Consider the following 13,740-nt stretch of genomic DNA (forward strand, 5'->3'; position numbering starts at 1 on the left):
CTGTCCTTTTAGCTTACTTCAGGCAGCTCAGGTACTGGTTCGCCAGCTGTGACAAAAAGTTCACGTAGCTGTCCGCACCGAGTGCAATGCTGCTCCCCAAGGGATCCAATGTGCCCATACGCACTTTTGTTCCCTGGGCAACAGCCGTTATGACGGCTGGCCTGAATTGTGGCTCAGCAAAAACGCAGGTCGCTTTTTGCTCAACCAACTGTGTTCGAATGAGATGTAATCGCTGTGCACCAGGTTGAATTTCGGGGTTGATCGTAAAGTGACCACGTGGCGAAAGGCCGAAGTGTTTTTCAAAGTAGCCATAAGCGTCGTGAAAAACAAAATATCCCTTACCCTGCACAGGCTGCAGCATAGTACCAATATTTTTGTCAGTTTTTGTCAGCCCGTCTTCAAAACGTGCCAAATTTACATCTAATTGTTGCTTTTTCTGCGGAACCAGCTCTGCGAGCTTGTTGTGGATCTCAATGGCGGCTTCGCGGGCGATTTCCGGTGACAACCAGACGTGCATATTATATTCGCCATGGCGGTGTTCATCCGCCTCATGCTCATGCTCATGAGCCTCGTCATGTTCATCGTCATCACTGCCTTTCATCAGCAATGGTTTCACTGCCGGTAACGTCGCGATGGCGACCTGACGGATTGGTGGCAGTTGCGCTGCTGACTTGGTCATAAACGCTTCCATTTCCGGCCCCACCCATACCACCAGGTCGGCGCTGCGCATACGCTGAATATCGGAAGGGCGTAATGCAAAATCATGAGGCGACGCCCCGTCCGGCAGCAACACTTGCGTCGGCATGACGCCGTCGGCAATAGCGGATGCGATAAAACCCAGCGGGCGTACGGAAGCCAGAACAGCGGCCTGCGTGCTGAAAACCGCACCTGAACTTAATATTGCGGCGGCCAGAAACATCCGTTTAACGCTTTTTTTCTGTATCATGCTGAGTGAACTCATCTTCGGGTTGGGGGAAAACTGGTTATTTTTAGCGAAACGCAATATTATAACATCCGATTTGTTCTGCAAGACCCTATGACATGTCCACATTAGCTACGCTCCAAAATATTTCAGTGACTTTCGGTGCACGACGGGTGTTGTCCAACATCTCGTTAAGTCTGCAACCGGGGAAAATTCTGACCCTTCTCGGCCCGAATGGCGCGGGAAAGTCCACATTAGTGCGCGTTGTGCTTGGCCTGATTGCGCCAACAGAAGGCAAGATGACCTGCGAACCCGGTTTACGTATCGGCTATGTTCCGCAGAAAATTCATCTCGATCCTACCATGCCGCTGACCGTCAGCCGTTTTATGCGACTGAAGCCCGGTGTGAAGAAAAGCGATATTTTGCCCGCCCTGAAACGCGTACAGGCCGCGCATCTGCTGGATCAACCGATGCAAAAACTCTCCGGCGGCGAAAACCAGCGTGTTCTGCTGGCGCGTGCGTTAATGAACAGCCCGCAGTTATTGGTACTCGATGAGCCGACCCAGGGCGTTGACGTCAACGGACAACTGGCGCTGTACAACCTGATCGACAGCCTGCGCTGCGAATTGGGTTGCGCCGTGCTGATGGTTTCGCATGATTTGCATCTGGTGATGGCGAAAACGGATGAAGTGTTGTGCCTGAACCAGCATATCTGCTGTTCCGGCTCGCCGGAAGTGGTCTCTGCGCACCCTGAATTTATTGCGATGTTCGGTAATCGTGGCGCAGAACAGCTGGCTATTTACCGACATAACCATAACCATCGTCATGATTTAAAGGGAAAGATAATTTTGCGCAACACCGGAGGTCGTGACGCATGATCGCGCTGTTATTACCTGGCTGGCTGGCAGGTGTTTTACTGGCAATTGCCGCCGGCCCGCTGGGCTCGTTCGTCGTCTGGCGTCGTATGTCCTATTTCGGCGATACGCTGGCTCATGCGTCACTCCTCGGCGTAGCCTTTGGTTTACTGCTTAATATTAATCCTTTTTATACCGTTATCGCCGTCACTTTATTGCTGGCCGTATTGCTGGTATTGCTCGAACGTAAACCGCACCTGGCTGTCGATACCCTGCTCGGGATTATGGCGCACAGCGCACTGTCACTCGGGCTGGTGGTCGTCAGCCTGATGTCCGGCGTGCGTGTGGATCTGATGGCATATTTGTTCGGTGATTTGTTGTCGGTGACATACAGCGACATCTGGATGATTGGCGTTGGCGTAACGGTGGTGATTGCAGTGCTGTGCTGGCAATGGCGGGCGCTGCTTTCCATGACCATCAGTCCGGAACTGGCGCATGTCGATGGCGTAAACCTGCAACGTTCGCGCATCATCCTGATGCTGGTAACGGCGCTGACCATCGGTCTGGCGATGAAATTCGTCGGTGCGCTGATCATCACCTCATTGCTGATTATTCCCGCCGCGACCGCGCGGCGCTTCGCTAAAACGCCGGAACAAATGGCGTATGTGGCGGTGATAACGGGCATTGTTGCCGTGACCGGCGGCCTGACGTTCTCGGCATTCTATGATACACCTGCCGGCCCTTCTGTCGTGCTGTGTGCCGCGGTGTTATTTATGTTCAGCCTCAGTAAAAAACAGATTGCCTGACCGCAACGCCAGAGACAAAAACGGACGCCCTGAGCGTCCGTTTTTTTATGCATCTTCCTGCTGCCTTTTTTCCCGTGCCTCCCGTTCTTCCTGCGCCGCCTCCTGCCTCGCCTGCCGCCAGTGCAACACCGGTGATACCGTTATGCCGTGGATAACCACGCTGGCGACAATCACCGTGAACGCAATGTTGGTCATATAGTTGGCGTCCGCACCGTGCAGTCCGTGCGTCCAGGCATAAGCGATATAGTTCATACTGCCGATACCGCGAATGCCAAACCAGCCGAGCATCAGCCGTCTCCCCTTCGGTACATGTACGCCGATTGTCGTGATATAAACAGCCAGAGGACGGATGACAATAAACAGCAGCGCGGCGATCAGCAGTCCCGTCGGTTCCCAGTGTTCTGCCAGCGTGATTCCAAGCACCATGACAATTCCCGCAGCAAAAATCCGCTCAATGGTATCGCCGAACGACAGTGCATCACCCACCATCAGTCCGATCGAATTGCGCGGCATTTCCGCTTGCATCGAGTGACGCTGGTGAGGATTGACCATGACTTCAGCGGGTGGCGGACGCGACCCCTCACTCAGATCTTCCGGCGGATGCAGGGAAACGACGCGTACTTCCGCGCTGCGAAGCCCGACACCGGCGGCAAATGCCGCAAGGAAACCGGAAGCATCGAGAGATTGCGCGGCCGCATAGCTGAGCGCTATCAGCGACAGCGCCAGAAAATCACTCGGTGCAACCGTACGCTGACGGCTGTGAAAACGCGTCGCACTGAGCCCGACCAGTTTCCCCATCGCAAAACCAATTGCCAACCCGCCGAGCAACGCCCAGACCACATCGCGCCATGCCCAGTGCCACCATTCGTGTGAAGATAATCCGTCCTGCGCCGTGAACAGCATCAGCGCCAGCATCAGCACAGGCAGCGCCGAACCATCGTTCATCCCTGCCTCGCTGGAAAGCGCAACCCGCAGCCCGTCGTCATCATTGGCATCATTCACGGCAATCATGCTGGCCAGCACCGGATCCGTCGGCGCGATAATGGCACCCAATGCAAGGGCCAGCGGCCAGGAAATACCGGTAATGTAATGAGCAATAGCGGCGACGCACAGGACGGTGAGTAACATGGCAGGAAAAGCGAGTAACACACCAACACGCCAGCTTTGTGCGCGAAAAGGCAAGCGGAGTTTCAGTCCGGTAATAAATAATGACGCCGCCATGGCGATTTCAGTGAAATGCGCGGTGAGCGTGGAATACGCCACCAGATCGATATGCAATAAATTCAGAACCCAGGGACCACAAACGATCCCCGCAGCCAGATATAAACCGAACGTTGTCACCGGACCGCGGGAAATCCACCCGGATGCGAGCGACATAATCAATAGCAGTCCTCCGACCGCCGCTGTCCAACCTAAAAATCCCATGTTTATCCCATGCTAAATATCAGTTCATTAAGCATAGTACATGTATGCAGATGAATGATTTTTCAGATAAATAACATCGGGCACAAATGGCGCGGCATATCATTAGCCGGTAAGCTAAAATTGATTTTTATCCGGGAATAAGACGAGACATAAAATGATTAAATACAGTGTGCTGTATCCAAATATTGAAAACGGAACCTTTGATCATGATTATTATCGGGATGTACATTTACCCTTGATCAAACGCCGGATGGGGGAGTTTTGCCATTCTTACGCCATCGATAAAATACCCGCAGATGCACCGGCGGAGGCGCCCTTCATCGCCGCCTGCCATATTTATTGCAACTCAATGGAAGACTTCGAAAAAGGCATGCAAGGTAATGCTGCAGATTTCGTCGCTGACGTGGCGAACTTCACTAATATCGAACCGGTGAAGATGATTTTCGACGTTGTGGTCTGACGTTTCCACCCAGCCCTGATCGTAAAAAAGGCGATTAACCTCTCTGGGTAATCGCCTTTTTTCGCGTTCTTTATCTCGCACACCACGTCCTGTCAGCGCAATTATTGGGTCAGCAACTTTTTGATGGGCGCACTCGGTTCGCGCTTAATGGTATGTAAAAACTCCTGGGCTTTGTCATTGACGGCATAATCGGCAGTCACACCAAAGTCCTGCACCATCGCCCACTTTTCAAACAGGGCTTCATCACTGTTACGTATAAACCACAACATTCTCACTGCGGTTACCGCCACCTGAGGGATCTGTGTCACCGTACCATTGATCCACTTATTTAACGTGCTGCGTGGCAGTCCCAGCAGAATACACAACGCGGGCTGATCAATATCCAGCCTCCGGACATAGTCCAGGAATTCTTTTGCGTTATCTGCCATTCACTTATCCCCAATTTCTTAAACCCGCGCATATTGTACAAGAATCTTATAGATATTTCATCTGGTCGCTACTGGCGACTAAAAACGCTCCTTTTGATAGTTACAGAAACAAAAACTCGTGTCTGCTAGCCACCAAAGATGGCTCTGGATGAAACAAACTCATGTAGCGCAATAACTTTACGTTTCTTGACATAAGTCAAATGACCGGTTGATGTGTGAAGCAAGTCACATTCATTGTATGTATGATTTTGTTGAAGAGACAAAAACATCATCCTGATAACACTTCTTATTTGTCGCTAGTAGATACTTATTTCAAGATCGGAAAAAACAAATGAACACTCAGTTTACAGAATGCAACATTCAGATCATCGCCGCTGGTAAAGCCGGTAAGAAACACAGGCTTCAGGCTCCGGCGGACTTCCGGGCACTACGCATAGCCGTTCAGCGCATATGCCTTGGTGTGGTGCTCTCAACAAGTGTTATTCCGGCTGTTCATGCACAACTTTCGGGGGATGACCTGGAGGCTGCCAAAGCCTACTTTGCCAATAATCCGGAAATTCCTTCAGATAAGCAGAATGAGATCTTGCGGAAAAACGACCTTATTCAGGTTTCCGACTATCTCAAAAACAACACCTACTGGAATGGTTCAAGCAATGTTCAGATGCCTGTTTTTGATCCCCTGGCAAGAATGGAAACGCCGATGACACAGACAGCCACTCTTCCCATGACCAACCTGACTCCGGCGGAACACACGATTTCGGTTGCGCAACCACCTGTCAAAAATGATCCAACAGGAACGCCGGTATTACTCACCCCCATAAAAAATGATCCCACTGGTATACCGGTAGACGTTCAGACACAGATGCAAAAAAAACAAGCTGAACAGGTTGCTTTGCGTTATGCGGCGGCGAATGCCCCTCATGATGGCCTTGATGGTAAAGATGGAATCGATGGCAAAGATGGCGCTAAGGGCGATACCGGCTTAGCAGGTACTGACGGAAAAGATGCCGACATGTCTAAAGTTAATGCCAACAGCGAAGCTATCCAGGGTGATGAAATGGCAGAAGCGAATCGTCAGCGGACTTCGATGCAACATGTGGATGTGGTTGCTCTCGCCCAGACAGCTCAGGACTCAACACAGAAAACGCAGGCAGAAACGAAAAAACAGATCGCCGCCGCTCAGGCTAAAGTTGCCCATGAACAGCAGATCGAACATATATACTACGATCAGCAAATCCAGCAATTAGCCGCAGGAGCTCGCGCCGAAGTCTTAGCGGAATCCCACAGCCGGGCTGCGGGCGATGCCCGTACACTGGCTCAGGCAAATGACTACACCAATAAAAGATTCTCTGATCTGAAAACGCGGGTTGATGACAACAAAAAAGAAGCGGCGGCCGGTTCAGCCTCTGCCATGGCTCAGGCCAATATTCCGCAGGTGCAGGAATCTCAGCAGTTCGCGGTGGGTGCTGGTGTGGGCGGTTATGATTCAGAGAATGCGCTGTCAGTCGGTGCTTCCTTCCACGCGGGCAGGGCCACCATCGTAAAAATGTCAGTCTCCGACGACTCACAGAATAACGTGGGTTATGGCGCAGGCATGAGCGTTGGCTGGTAATCGCACGATTAAAAAGAGGCTGACCGTTTCAGCCTCTTCATCTCTTTCAAGGCCAGTCACAAATGAAAAAACGCCATAGCGATAAATTCAAACACCTGCCGCCGGAGCAGCAATATGTCTGCCTGAAAATGTTACAGCGCGTCGAGGAAACCCCTCTGACCGAGGGTGTGACGGGCGTTGCCGTCTCGGTGATAATGAAAGACGGTCACACTGCCACGCTCAGTAAGTTTATTGCCAAACCGGATGAAGTCTCCATATTGGTCAGTTGGGAAAGCGCCCCCTGACAGGGCTTCATCTCCCCTCCCGCGAAATGCGCACATCTGTTCTAGTATGTAGATGAGTGAAACGTTCCTTCCACTTGTTTCTTATTAATCAGGCAATGCATTTATCCGACCCATTGCTCTAATTAATTGAAGAGACTGTTCAAAAATTTGCGTTTGTAACTCCCCGATGATGCGCGGACGATGGACTTTCCCGCTCATTACAATCACCGACTGGTGGAGGAGAAAACGTGGGATTTTTAAGCGGATTTTTCGCCCGGATTACCGGACAGAAGCCCGCATCCGATACGGAAAAAACATCACCTCATGAGGAGTTAAAAATGGCAAAAGTACTGGTTCTCTATCATTCCATGTATGGTCATATTGAAACGATGGCACAAAGTGTTGCAGAAGGTGCACGCAGCGTACCCGGGGTTGAAGTCACGATAAAACGCGTACCCGAAACCATGCCTGATGAGGCTTTTAAAGCCGCTGGCGGTAAAACTGACCAGATTGCGGAAGTGGCATCGCCCGCTGAGCTCGCTGATTACGATGCCATCATTTTCGGGACACCGACCCGTTTTGGTAATATGTCAGGACAAATGCGTACCTTCCTCGATCAAACCGGCGGGCTATGGGCTAAAGGCGCACTGGCAGGCAAAGTCGCCAGCGTATTCAGTTCAACCGGCACCGGCGGCGGACAGGAAACGACCATCACCTCGACCTGGACCACCCTCGCCCACCACGGCATGATTATCGTCCCGATTGGTTACACTACGCCGGAACTGTTTGATATTTCACAGGTTCGCGGCGGTACCCCTTACGGTGCAACCACGCTTGCCGGTGGCGATGGTTCACGACAGCCGAGCGCAGAAGAACTGCGTATTGCCGTACATCAGGGCAAACACGTCGCGAACATCGTCAGTAAACTGGTCAGCTAATTCGGCGTGTATAAATAAGGCGCAAATGTCTGCGCCTTAAATTCCTGTCACCAGTAAATCCAGAGCAGCCACGACATCCGCACGATGAATATCGGCATTAAACTCGGGCTCATGTCGCAACTGCGTTGTACTGACGCTGGTGAGCAGATTTGTCATCAGCACATATTGTTGATTTTGTATACGCACCAGAGGGTGAAGATGCCTGACGGGCCTCAGATTACTGAGTGAAGTCAGCGGGATCACTACCCGTTCGTTCAGTCTTTCAAATAATGGATTCTGAATCTCCATAAAATAGGGATAAAGGTTTTTGCCATCCCCCCTGTTTTCATACACATCAAATTGCGCCATTACAATACTCCGCGTCCCTGAGAGAAGAGTCCTGCCTTTTCAGTAAAGGCATTGCATGAATCCATTGCTTGCTGATTTTCTTCTAAAAACAGTGCCCTTTGTTTCTCTTTCACCGCTTCTCCTAATGCTTTATCAAACGTGGCTGACAGGTTAATGCCGAATGCTTTGGCCTGTTCAAGCAGATCGGCACTCAATGTGACATTGGTTCGCTTCTTATTTCCTGCTATGGATAACATAACACCCTCTTTATGCGCACATGACATGCGCATAAGAGTGTCACACAATGAAGCCATAATCTATCGCATCCTTTTCAAAAACCAAAAAAACGGCCCTTGCGGACCGTTTTGTCTCTGGCGGAGAGTACGCCTGTTATGCTTATTTTCCACGCGAAGCAATGATATTTTCTGCCACATTGCGTGGTGCCTCGGCATAGTGGTTGAACTCCATGCTGTAGGTTGCACGGCCTTGCGACATCGACCGCAAAACGGTGGAGTAGCCGAACATTTCAGACAGCGGCACTTCGGCTTTGATAATTTTACCGCCACCGCCCGCAATCTCTTCCATGCCCTGCACCGTACCGCGACGCGATGATAAATCTCCCATCACGCCACCGGCATACTCTTCCGGTGTTTCCACTTCCACTTTCATCATCGGTTCCAGAATCACCGGATCGGCACGTTTCGCGGCTTCTTTGAAACCAAAGATCGCCGCCATTTTGAACGCCATTTCTGAGGAATCGACCTCGTGGTAAGAACCAAAGGTAAGCGTCACCTTCACATCCACCACCGGATAGCCCGCCAGAATGCCGTTGTTCAGCGCTTCCGTGACCCCTTTTTCGACAGCGGGGATATAGTCGCGCGGTACCACACCTCCCTTGGTGGCGTCAACGAACTCAAAGCCCGTTCCCGCAGGCAGCGGTTCGAGGGTGAAGACCACATGACCATACTGACCTTTACCGCCGGACTGACGCACAAACTTCCCTTCGACGTCGGTGACCGTTTTGCGCACCGTTTCACGGTACGTTACCTGAGGTTTGCCGATGTTGGCTTCCACACCAAACTCACGCTTCATACGGTCAACGATGATTTCCAGATGCAGTTCGCCCATGCCGGAAATGATCGTCTGGCCGGATTCCTCATCCGTACGGATGCGAAACGACGGATCTTCTGACGCCAGCCGTGACAGCGCGATGCCCATTTTCTCCTGGTCAGCTTTGGTCTTTGGCTCGATGGCCTGCGAAATCACCGGGTCCGGGAATTCCATGCGCACCAGCGTGATGATATCAGACGGGTCACACAGCGTTTCCCCGGTGGTGACATCTTTCAGCCCCACACAGGCGGCAATATCACCGGCACGGATTTCGTCAATCTCGATACGATCATTGGCATGCATCTGCACGATACGGCCAATGCGCTCTTTCTTGCCGCGTACCGGGTTATACACGCTGTCGCCTTTTTTCAGCACGCCGGAATAAACGCGAACAAACGTCAGCTGGCCAACATACGGGTCCGTCATCAGTTTGAACGCCAGGGCCGAGAATTTCTCACCGTCATCGGAATGACGGAAGGCTTCGTTACCGTCTTCATCCGTGCCGGCAACCGGTGGAATATCCAGCGGAGAAGGCATCAGTTCGATCACGGCATCGAGCATGCGCTGCACGCCTTTATTCTTGAATGCACTGCCACACAACATCGGCTGGATTTCCCCGGCGATGGTGCGCAGGCGCAATCCTTCGGTAATTTCATCCTCGGTCAGCGAGCCTTCCTCAAGATATTTATCCATCAGTGCGTCATTGGCTTCGGCGGCTGCCGAGACCATTTTCTCGCGCCACTCTTCCGCCAGTGCCTGCAATTCTGCCGGGATGGCTTCATAGGTAAAGGTCATACCCTGTGTCGCGTCGTCCCAAAAAATGGCGCGCATTTTGCGCAAATCCACGACACCGGTGAAATGTTCTTCTTTACCGATGGGGATCACAACCGGCACCGGATTGGCTTTCAGACGGTCCACCATCATCTGACGGACACGAAAGAAATCTGCACCCTGACGGTCCATTTTGTTAACGAACGCCAGACGCGGCACTTTGTATTTATTGGCCTGACGCCAGACGGTTTCAGACTGTGGCTGCACGCCGCCCACGGCGTCGTACACCATCACCGCACCGTCGAGTACACGCATGGAACGTTCCACCTCAATGGTGAAATCCACGTGCCCCGGGGTATCGATAATGTTAATGCGGTGCTCATCGAACGAGTGATCCATCCCGCGCCAGAAACAGGTCACGGCGGCAGAGGTAATCGTAATGCCGCGCTCCTGTTCCTGAGCCATCCAGTCTGTGGTCGCACCGCCGTCATGCACTTCTCCCAGCTTATGATTCATGCCGGTGTAGAAAAGTATACGCTCGGTGGTGGTGGTTTTACCTGCGTCGATGTGTGCTGAGATACCGATATTGCGGTAGCGCTCGATTGGCGTTTTGCGAGCCATATAACGTCCTTACTGGTTGATGGCTAAGTTGGCGGAGAGTGGTTTTCACGTCCCGTCACAAAGTAATGGGTACTAAAATTCTTAATGCGAAGAGTATACTACAATTGTACGTGTATAATCGTACAATTATTTTATTCTATCGATGAAATCGGTCAGTGGCCGTCGCGTTGTACAGCAGCAGAGGGATAGGCTATATTGCGCGGCCGCCGATGAGCGTCGTTAACGTAAAGGAACAATATGATAGCCAACCACCCTGAGCGGGAGCAGATCCGCCTCGAAAATGTTCTAACTGCGCTGGGAAATCCGTTACGCCTGGCCGTTGTGCGCACGCTGGCCAAAGGTGGCGAGCATCCCTGCGGCACGTTATTGCAGGGTTTGTCGAAATCGACGCTGACCCATCACTGGCGTGTATTACGTGACAGCGGTGTCATCTGGCAGCGCCCGGACGGCCGCGCCAATTTGCTTTCACTGCGCCGCGACGATCTGGACGCGCGCTTCCCCGGCCTGCTCGATTCGCTGCTGAATGCCATCGAATCTGACGGCATTACGCTGGAATCCACCCGCAAACACATTTCCGGGCAACATCTTTAATCTGCCTTCAGTTGCGTTTTCACGAGATCGCAAAACATATTGATTATAGCGGATGAATGACTGTCTTCCCGCCGCGCAAGATACAACGGTGCGCTAAGTTGTGTGGCGGTGTCCAGCGGCAAAAATACCACGCCGTCTCCGCCAAGCCGGGTCATGGATTCCGGCACAATAGAAATCCCCAGTCCGGCACCGACCAGACTCAGACAGGAAGTTAAACGCGGCGCTTCCTGCACAATGTGCGGACTGAAACCGGCGCGGACATATGCCCCGAGTATGGCATCGTACAACCCCTGCCCGGCCCGCCGCCGGTATAAGACAAAAGGTTCGTTACTCAGATCTTCAAGTCTGAGCGGCTGACCGGCCATTTGCGACGCCAGTTTGTGCCCCGCCGGCACGGCCACCCACATCGGTTCATCCAGCACTTTTTCCATCTCTAATTCCGGCATATCTTTGACCCGCATGCGCACAAAAGCGACATCCAGCTCCCCCGCCACCACGGCGGACAGCAACTCGCCGCTGCCACTTTCCTCAAGCTGAGTACTGACCGCCGGATAAATTGTCCGATAGCGGCGCAGCAGTGCGGGGACGAAGGTATGCAGCGCGGCGGAACTGGTAAAACCGATGCGGATCCGTCCCTGTTCGCCCTGCGCAGCGCGGCGCATGGCGGCACTGAGCTGAGCGGCGCGCGCCAGCACGGCACGGGCCTCCTGTAATAATACTTCACCCGCTTCGGTCGGAACCACACCGCGCGGCAGGCGCTCTAATAAAGAGATACCAAATTCCTGTTCCAGTCCCTGTAACAGGCGCGTCAGCGGTGGCTGCTGGATAAACAGCAGTTCTGCGGCGCGGGTAATGCTGCCCGCTTCCACCACGGTGACAAACGCATTCAGACGTTTCAGTTCAATCATAACCATACCTTCAGGGTATCTTTCGCCATTAATAAATGCATTAGACATCATGGCACATCCACGCGCATGATCCTTAACAGAATTTTACGTCTCAGGTGGCTTTGAATGACTTTAAGGGGGTGTGTGAAAATGTCAGCACAAACGCAGGATAAATTAATGACTGATACAGAGGTTCAGAGCGCGCCGCAGCCCGGTTGCCGGCAACTGTTTATGGGTTTTTTCATCCTTGGCCTGACCGGTTTCGGTGGCGTATTGCCCATGGCGCGGCACATGCTGGTGGAAAAACGCCGCTGGCTGACTGCAGATCAGTTCACCGAACTGCTAGGACTGTGCCAGTTTTTACCCGGCGGTAATATTATTAATCTGTCGGTCGCCCTTGGGATGGAGTTTCGCGGGTTACGTGGCGCATTATCGGCGCTGCTCGGGCTGATCCTCGCACCGACGATTTGTGTGGTGCTGCTCGGCCTGGTGTATGCACGTTATCAGAACCAACCGCTGGTGGAACATCTGTTCGCCGGGATGGCGGCGGCCGCCGCCGGTTTACTGCTCTCGACCGGCATCAAAATGCTCGCCCCGTTACGGGGTAAATGGTTGCAACTGGCGCTGGTCGCTGTCGGTGTGATGGCGATTGCTGCGTTTCGCATGCCTATGCTGCCCGTCATGCTGGTGCTGGCCCCGGTCAGTATTTTCATCTGCGCGAGGAGTAAATTCTGATGCCGGTTCTGCTTTCTCTTGCCCTGTTATTTACCGAACTTTCCGTGCTGGCATTTGGTGGCGGAAATACCATTCTGCCTGAGATGCAACGGGCGGTGGTACAGGTGCATCACTGGATGAGCGCGCAGGAATTCAGCGCCCTGTTCGCTCTGGCACAGGCCGCTCCCGGCCCGAATATGATGATCGTGCCGCTGATTGGCTGGCAGGTTGCCGGATGGTCAGGCCTGCTGGTGTCCTCGCTGGCAAAATTTGGCCCGTCCTCGATTATTACGCTTATTGTGATGGGCGGCTGGAAACGTTACAAAGACCGTCCCTGGCGGCAAATTGTGCAGCGCGGGCTGGTACCGGTAACCGTCGGGCTGGTGGTATCAAGCGGATTACTGATCGCCAAAGCGTCAGCGACCACACTGCCCCTGGCTGGGGTGATCGCGCTGTGCACGCTGCTGTCGCTGAGTAAGCGAATCCATCCGTTGTGGGTGCTGAGCGCCGGTGCGGTGCTGGGTCTGGCCTTTGGTTAAGCGTCCTTACAACGAAAAAGGCTGCCATAAGGCAGCCTTGGCGTGATATCCGGCGCGATCAAGAACAGAACACGCGGGCTTCACGCGGGGTGTAGATACCAAACGTCACGACACCCAGAAGACCGTTGACGAAAGTTTGTTGTGATTCAACACGTACCACTTTATCTGCGCCACCGCAAACTTTAGCCGCATCAATGGTTTTTTTCTGGCCAATACCGCTGACGAAGAAGTGATGCGTGGTCACTTGCTTAGGCGCGGTCGCAATACCCTGACCCATGTTGAAAGTTTGCTGTGCACAGCCGGATAACAGTACGGCAACAGCCGCAGCAAAAATCACCTTTTTCATGACAATCCCTTATAGAAGACCTTAAATGGCCATTAAGCCTCAGTAGCCGTCTGCAGGTATGCCCCATAACGAAACGGGACGAACCAACAGATCCAAAGGGGGTTATCGGAAGATTGACGAAAAAAT

The 13,740-nt window shown here is 52.7% G+C and carries 17 protein-coding genes; 9 read left to right on the forward strand and 8 right to left on the reverse strand.

Annotated features, from left to right (window positions below; genetic code table 11):
- Positions 1-13: 13 nt before the first annotated feature.
- Positions 14-946: a zinc ABC transporter substrate-binding protein ZnuA gene (gene znuA / locus EVX52_RS05810; protein WP_129990818.1), complete on the reverse strand. Its 933-nt coding sequence runs from the start codon at positions 944-946 to the stop codon at positions 14-16.
- A 95-nt stretch (positions 947-1,041) separates the two neighbouring features.
- Between znuA and znuC the strand changes: the two genes are divergently transcribed.
- Positions 1,042-1,800 carry a zinc ABC transporter ATP-binding protein ZnuC gene (gene znuC / locus EVX52_RS05815; RefSeq protein WP_129951095.1) on the forward strand — a complete coding sequence of 253 codons (759 nt, stop codon included), beginning with the start codon at positions 1,042-1,044 and terminating at the stop codon, positions 1,798-1,800.
- Positions 1,797-2,582 carry a zinc ABC transporter permease subunit ZnuB gene (gene znuB / locus EVX52_RS05820; RefSeq protein ID WP_129951094.1) on the forward strand — a complete coding sequence of 262 codons (786 nt, stop codon included), beginning with the start codon at positions 1,797-1,799 and terminating at the stop codon, positions 2,580-2,582. Before znuC ends, znuB begins: the two co-directional genes overlap by 4 nt.
- A gap of 45 nt (positions 2,583-2,627) precedes the next feature.
- Here znuB and EVX52_RS05825 read toward each other — a convergent pair whose 3' ends face one another.
- Positions 2,628-4,007, reverse strand: a complete 1,380-nt coding sequence (locus tag EVX52_RS05825) for a sodium:proton antiporter (protein ID WP_129951093.1) — start codon at positions 4,005-4,007, stop codon at positions 2,628-2,630.
- A 154-nt stretch (positions 4,008-4,161) separates the two neighbouring features.
- Between EVX52_RS05825 and EVX52_RS05830 the strand changes: the two genes are divergently transcribed.
- Complete coding sequence (locus tag EVX52_RS05830) at positions 4,162-4,467, forward strand: EthD family reductase (protein ID WP_129951092.1); 306 nt, start codon at positions 4,162-4,164, stop codon at positions 4,465-4,467.
- A gap of 101 nt (positions 4,468-4,568) precedes the next feature.
- On the opposite strand, the gene EVX52_RS05835 is transcribed toward EVX52_RS05830, so the two are convergent.
- Positions 4,569-4,895 (reverse strand): hypothetical protein, encoded by a 327-nt coding sequence (locus EVX52_RS05835; RefSeq protein ID WP_129951091.1) that lies wholly within the window; start codon positions 4,893-4,895, stop codon positions 4,569-4,571.
- A 331-nt stretch (positions 4,896-5,226) separates the two neighbouring features.
- Here EVX52_RS05835 and EVX52_RS25470 point away from each other — a divergent pair, with 331 nt between their 5' ends.
- The 3 genes from EVX52_RS25470 (at position 5,227) to wrbA (ending at position 7,708) form a co-directional block, all read left to right on the forward strand.
- Entirely contained in the window at positions 5,227-6,507 is a 1,281-nt protein-coding gene (locus EVX52_RS25470; protein ID WP_240783434.1) for a YadA C-terminal domain-containing protein, read from the forward strand.
- 62 nt (positions 6,508-6,569) lie between these two features.
- A complete protein-coding gene (locus EVX52_RS05845) occupies positions 6,570-6,791 on the forward strand; it encodes a hypothetical protein (RefSeq protein ID WP_129951090.1) in 222 nt (73 codons plus the stop codon).
- Positions 6,792-7,108: 317 nt separating this feature from the next.
- On the forward strand, positions 7,109-7,708 hold the full coding sequence (gene wrbA / locus EVX52_RS05850; protein ID WP_129990819.1) for an NAD(P)H:quinone oxidoreductase: 600 nt from the start codon (positions 7,109-7,111) through the stop codon (positions 7,706-7,708).
- A gap of 36 nt (positions 7,709-7,744) precedes the next feature.
- On the opposite strand, the gene EVX52_RS05855 is transcribed toward wrbA, so the two are convergent.
- The 3 genes from EVX52_RS05855 to fusA all read right to left on the reverse strand — a co-directional run bounded on the left by EVX52_RS05855 (position 7,745) and on the right by fusA (position 10,537).
- Positions 7,745-8,056, reverse strand: a complete 312-nt coding sequence (locus tag EVX52_RS05855; RefSeq protein ID WP_129990820.1) for a CcdB family protein — start codon at positions 8,054-8,056, stop codon at positions 7,745-7,747.
- Entirely contained in the window at positions 8,056-8,292 is a 237-nt protein-coding gene (locus EVX52_RS05860; RefSeq protein WP_129951087.1) for a type II toxin-antitoxin system CcdA family antitoxin, read from the reverse strand. Before EVX52_RS05860 ends, EVX52_RS05855 begins: the two co-directional genes overlap by 1 nt.
- Before the next feature lie 139 nt (positions 8,293-8,431).
- Positions 8,432-10,537: an elongation factor G gene (gene fusA, locus EVX52_RS05865; RefSeq protein ID WP_129990821.1), complete on the reverse strand. Its 2,106-nt coding sequence runs from the start codon at positions 10,535-10,537 to the stop codon at positions 8,432-8,434.
- Positions 10,538-10,774: 237 nt separating this feature from the next.
- Here fusA and EVX52_RS05870 point away from each other — a divergent pair, with 237 nt between their 5' ends.
- Positions 10,775-11,128 carry a helix-turn-helix transcriptional regulator gene (locus tag EVX52_RS05870; RefSeq protein ID WP_129951085.1) on the forward strand — a complete coding sequence of 118 codons (354 nt, stop codon included), beginning with the start codon at positions 10,775-10,777 and terminating at the stop codon, positions 11,126-11,128.
- Here the strand turns inward: EVX52_RS05870 and EVX52_RS05875 are convergent.
- Positions 11,125-12,042 carry a LysR family transcriptional regulator gene (locus EVX52_RS05875; RefSeq protein WP_205952631.1) on the reverse strand — a complete coding sequence of 306 codons (918 nt, stop codon included), beginning with the start codon at positions 12,040-12,042 and terminating at the stop codon, positions 11,125-11,127. The two genes, EVX52_RS05870 and EVX52_RS05875, sit on opposite strands and share 4 nt — an antisense overlap.
- 123 nt (positions 12,043-12,165) lie before the next feature.
- Here EVX52_RS05875 and EVX52_RS05880 point away from each other — a divergent pair, with 123 nt between their 5' ends.
- Together EVX52_RS05880 and EVX52_RS05885 are read left to right on the forward strand one after the other, a co-directional pair.
- Positions 12,166-12,750, forward strand: a complete 585-nt coding sequence (locus EVX52_RS05880; protein WP_129990822.1) for a chromate transporter — start codon at positions 12,166-12,168, stop codon at positions 12,748-12,750.
- Positions 12,750-13,268 (forward strand): chromate transporter, encoded by a 519-nt coding sequence (locus tag EVX52_RS05885; RefSeq protein WP_129990823.1) that lies wholly within the window; start codon positions 12,750-12,752, stop codon positions 13,266-13,268. The genes EVX52_RS05880 and EVX52_RS05885 overlap by 1 nt, the downstream gene beginning before the upstream one ends.
- A 58-nt stretch (positions 13,269-13,326) precedes the next feature.
- Here the strand turns inward: EVX52_RS05885 and EVX52_RS05890 are convergent, their stop codons facing one another.
- Positions 13,327-13,614, reverse strand: a complete 288-nt coding sequence (locus tag EVX52_RS05890; protein WP_129951082.1) for a Bor family protein — start codon at positions 13,612-13,614, stop codon at positions 13,327-13,329.
- Positions 13,615-13,740 lie beyond the last annotated feature (126 nt).

It is taken from the genome of Rahnella sp. CFA14(1/10) (assembly GCF_004195095.1).
Lineage (GTDB): Bacteria > Pseudomonadota > Gammaproteobacteria > Enterobacterales > Enterobacteriaceae > Rahnella > Rahnella perminowiae.

Coding starts and splice junctions, on each gene's coding strand:
- EVX52_RS05825 (WP_129951093.1), bottom strand. CDS start 4,007: ATGGGATTTTTAGGTTGGACAGCGGCGGTCGGAGGACTGCTATTGATT.
- EVX52_RS05885 (WP_129990823.1), top strand. CDS start 12,750: ATGCCGGTTCTGCTTTCTCTTGCCCTGTTATTTACCGAACTTTCCGTG.
- EVX52_RS05890 (WP_129951082.1), bottom strand. CDS start 13,614: ATGAAAAAGGTGATTTTTGCTGCGGCTGTTGCCGTACTGTTATCCGGC.
- EVX52_RS05880 (WP_129990822.1), top strand. CDS start 12,166: ATGTCAGCACAAACGCAGGATAAATTAATGACTGATACAGAGGTTCAG.
- znuA (WP_129990818.1), bottom strand. CDS start 946: ATGATACAGAAAAAAAGCGTTAAACGGATGTTTCTGGCCGCCGCAATA.
- EVX52_RS05870 (WP_129951085.1), top strand. CDS start 10,775: ATGATAGCCAACCACCCTGAGCGGGAGCAGATCCGCCTCGAAAATGTT.
- EVX52_RS05835 (WP_129951091.1), bottom strand. CDS start 4,895: ATGGCAGATAACGCAAAAGAATTCCTGGACTATGTCCGGAGGCTGGAT.
- znuB (WP_129951094.1), top strand. CDS start 1,797: ATGATCGCGCTGTTATTACCTGGCTGGCTGGCAGGTGTTTTACTGGCA.
- EVX52_RS05830 (WP_129951092.1), top strand. CDS start 4,162: ATGATTAAATACAGTGTGCTGTATCCAAATATTGAAAACGGAACCTTT.
- EVX52_RS05845 (WP_129951090.1), top strand. CDS start 6,570: ATGAAAAAACGCCATAGCGATAAATTCAAACACCTGCCGCCGGAGCAG.
- EVX52_RS05860 (WP_129951087.1), bottom strand. CDS start 8,292: ATGTTATCCATAGCAGGAAATAAGAAGCGAACCAATGTCACATTGAGT.
- EVX52_RS05875 (WP_205952631.1), bottom strand. CDS start 12,042: ATGGTTATGATTGAACTGAAACGTCTGAATGCGTTTGTCACCGTGGTG.
- EVX52_RS25470 (WP_240783434.1), top strand. CDS start 5,227: ATGAACACTCAGTTTACAGAATGCAACATTCAGATCATCGCCGCTGGT.
- wrbA (WP_129990819.1), top strand. CDS start 7,109: ATGGCAAAAGTACTGGTTCTCTATCATTCCATGTATGGTCATATTGAA.
- fusA (WP_129990821.1), bottom strand. CDS start 10,537: ATGGCTCGCAAAACGCCAATCGAGCGCTACCGCAATATCGGTATCTCA.
- znuC (WP_129951095.1), top strand. CDS start 1,042: ATGTCCACATTAGCTACGCTCCAAAATATTTCAGTGACTTTCGGTGCA.
- EVX52_RS05855 (WP_129990820.1), bottom strand. CDS start 8,056: ATGGCGCAATTTGATGTGTATGAAAACAGGGGGGATGGCAAAAACCTT.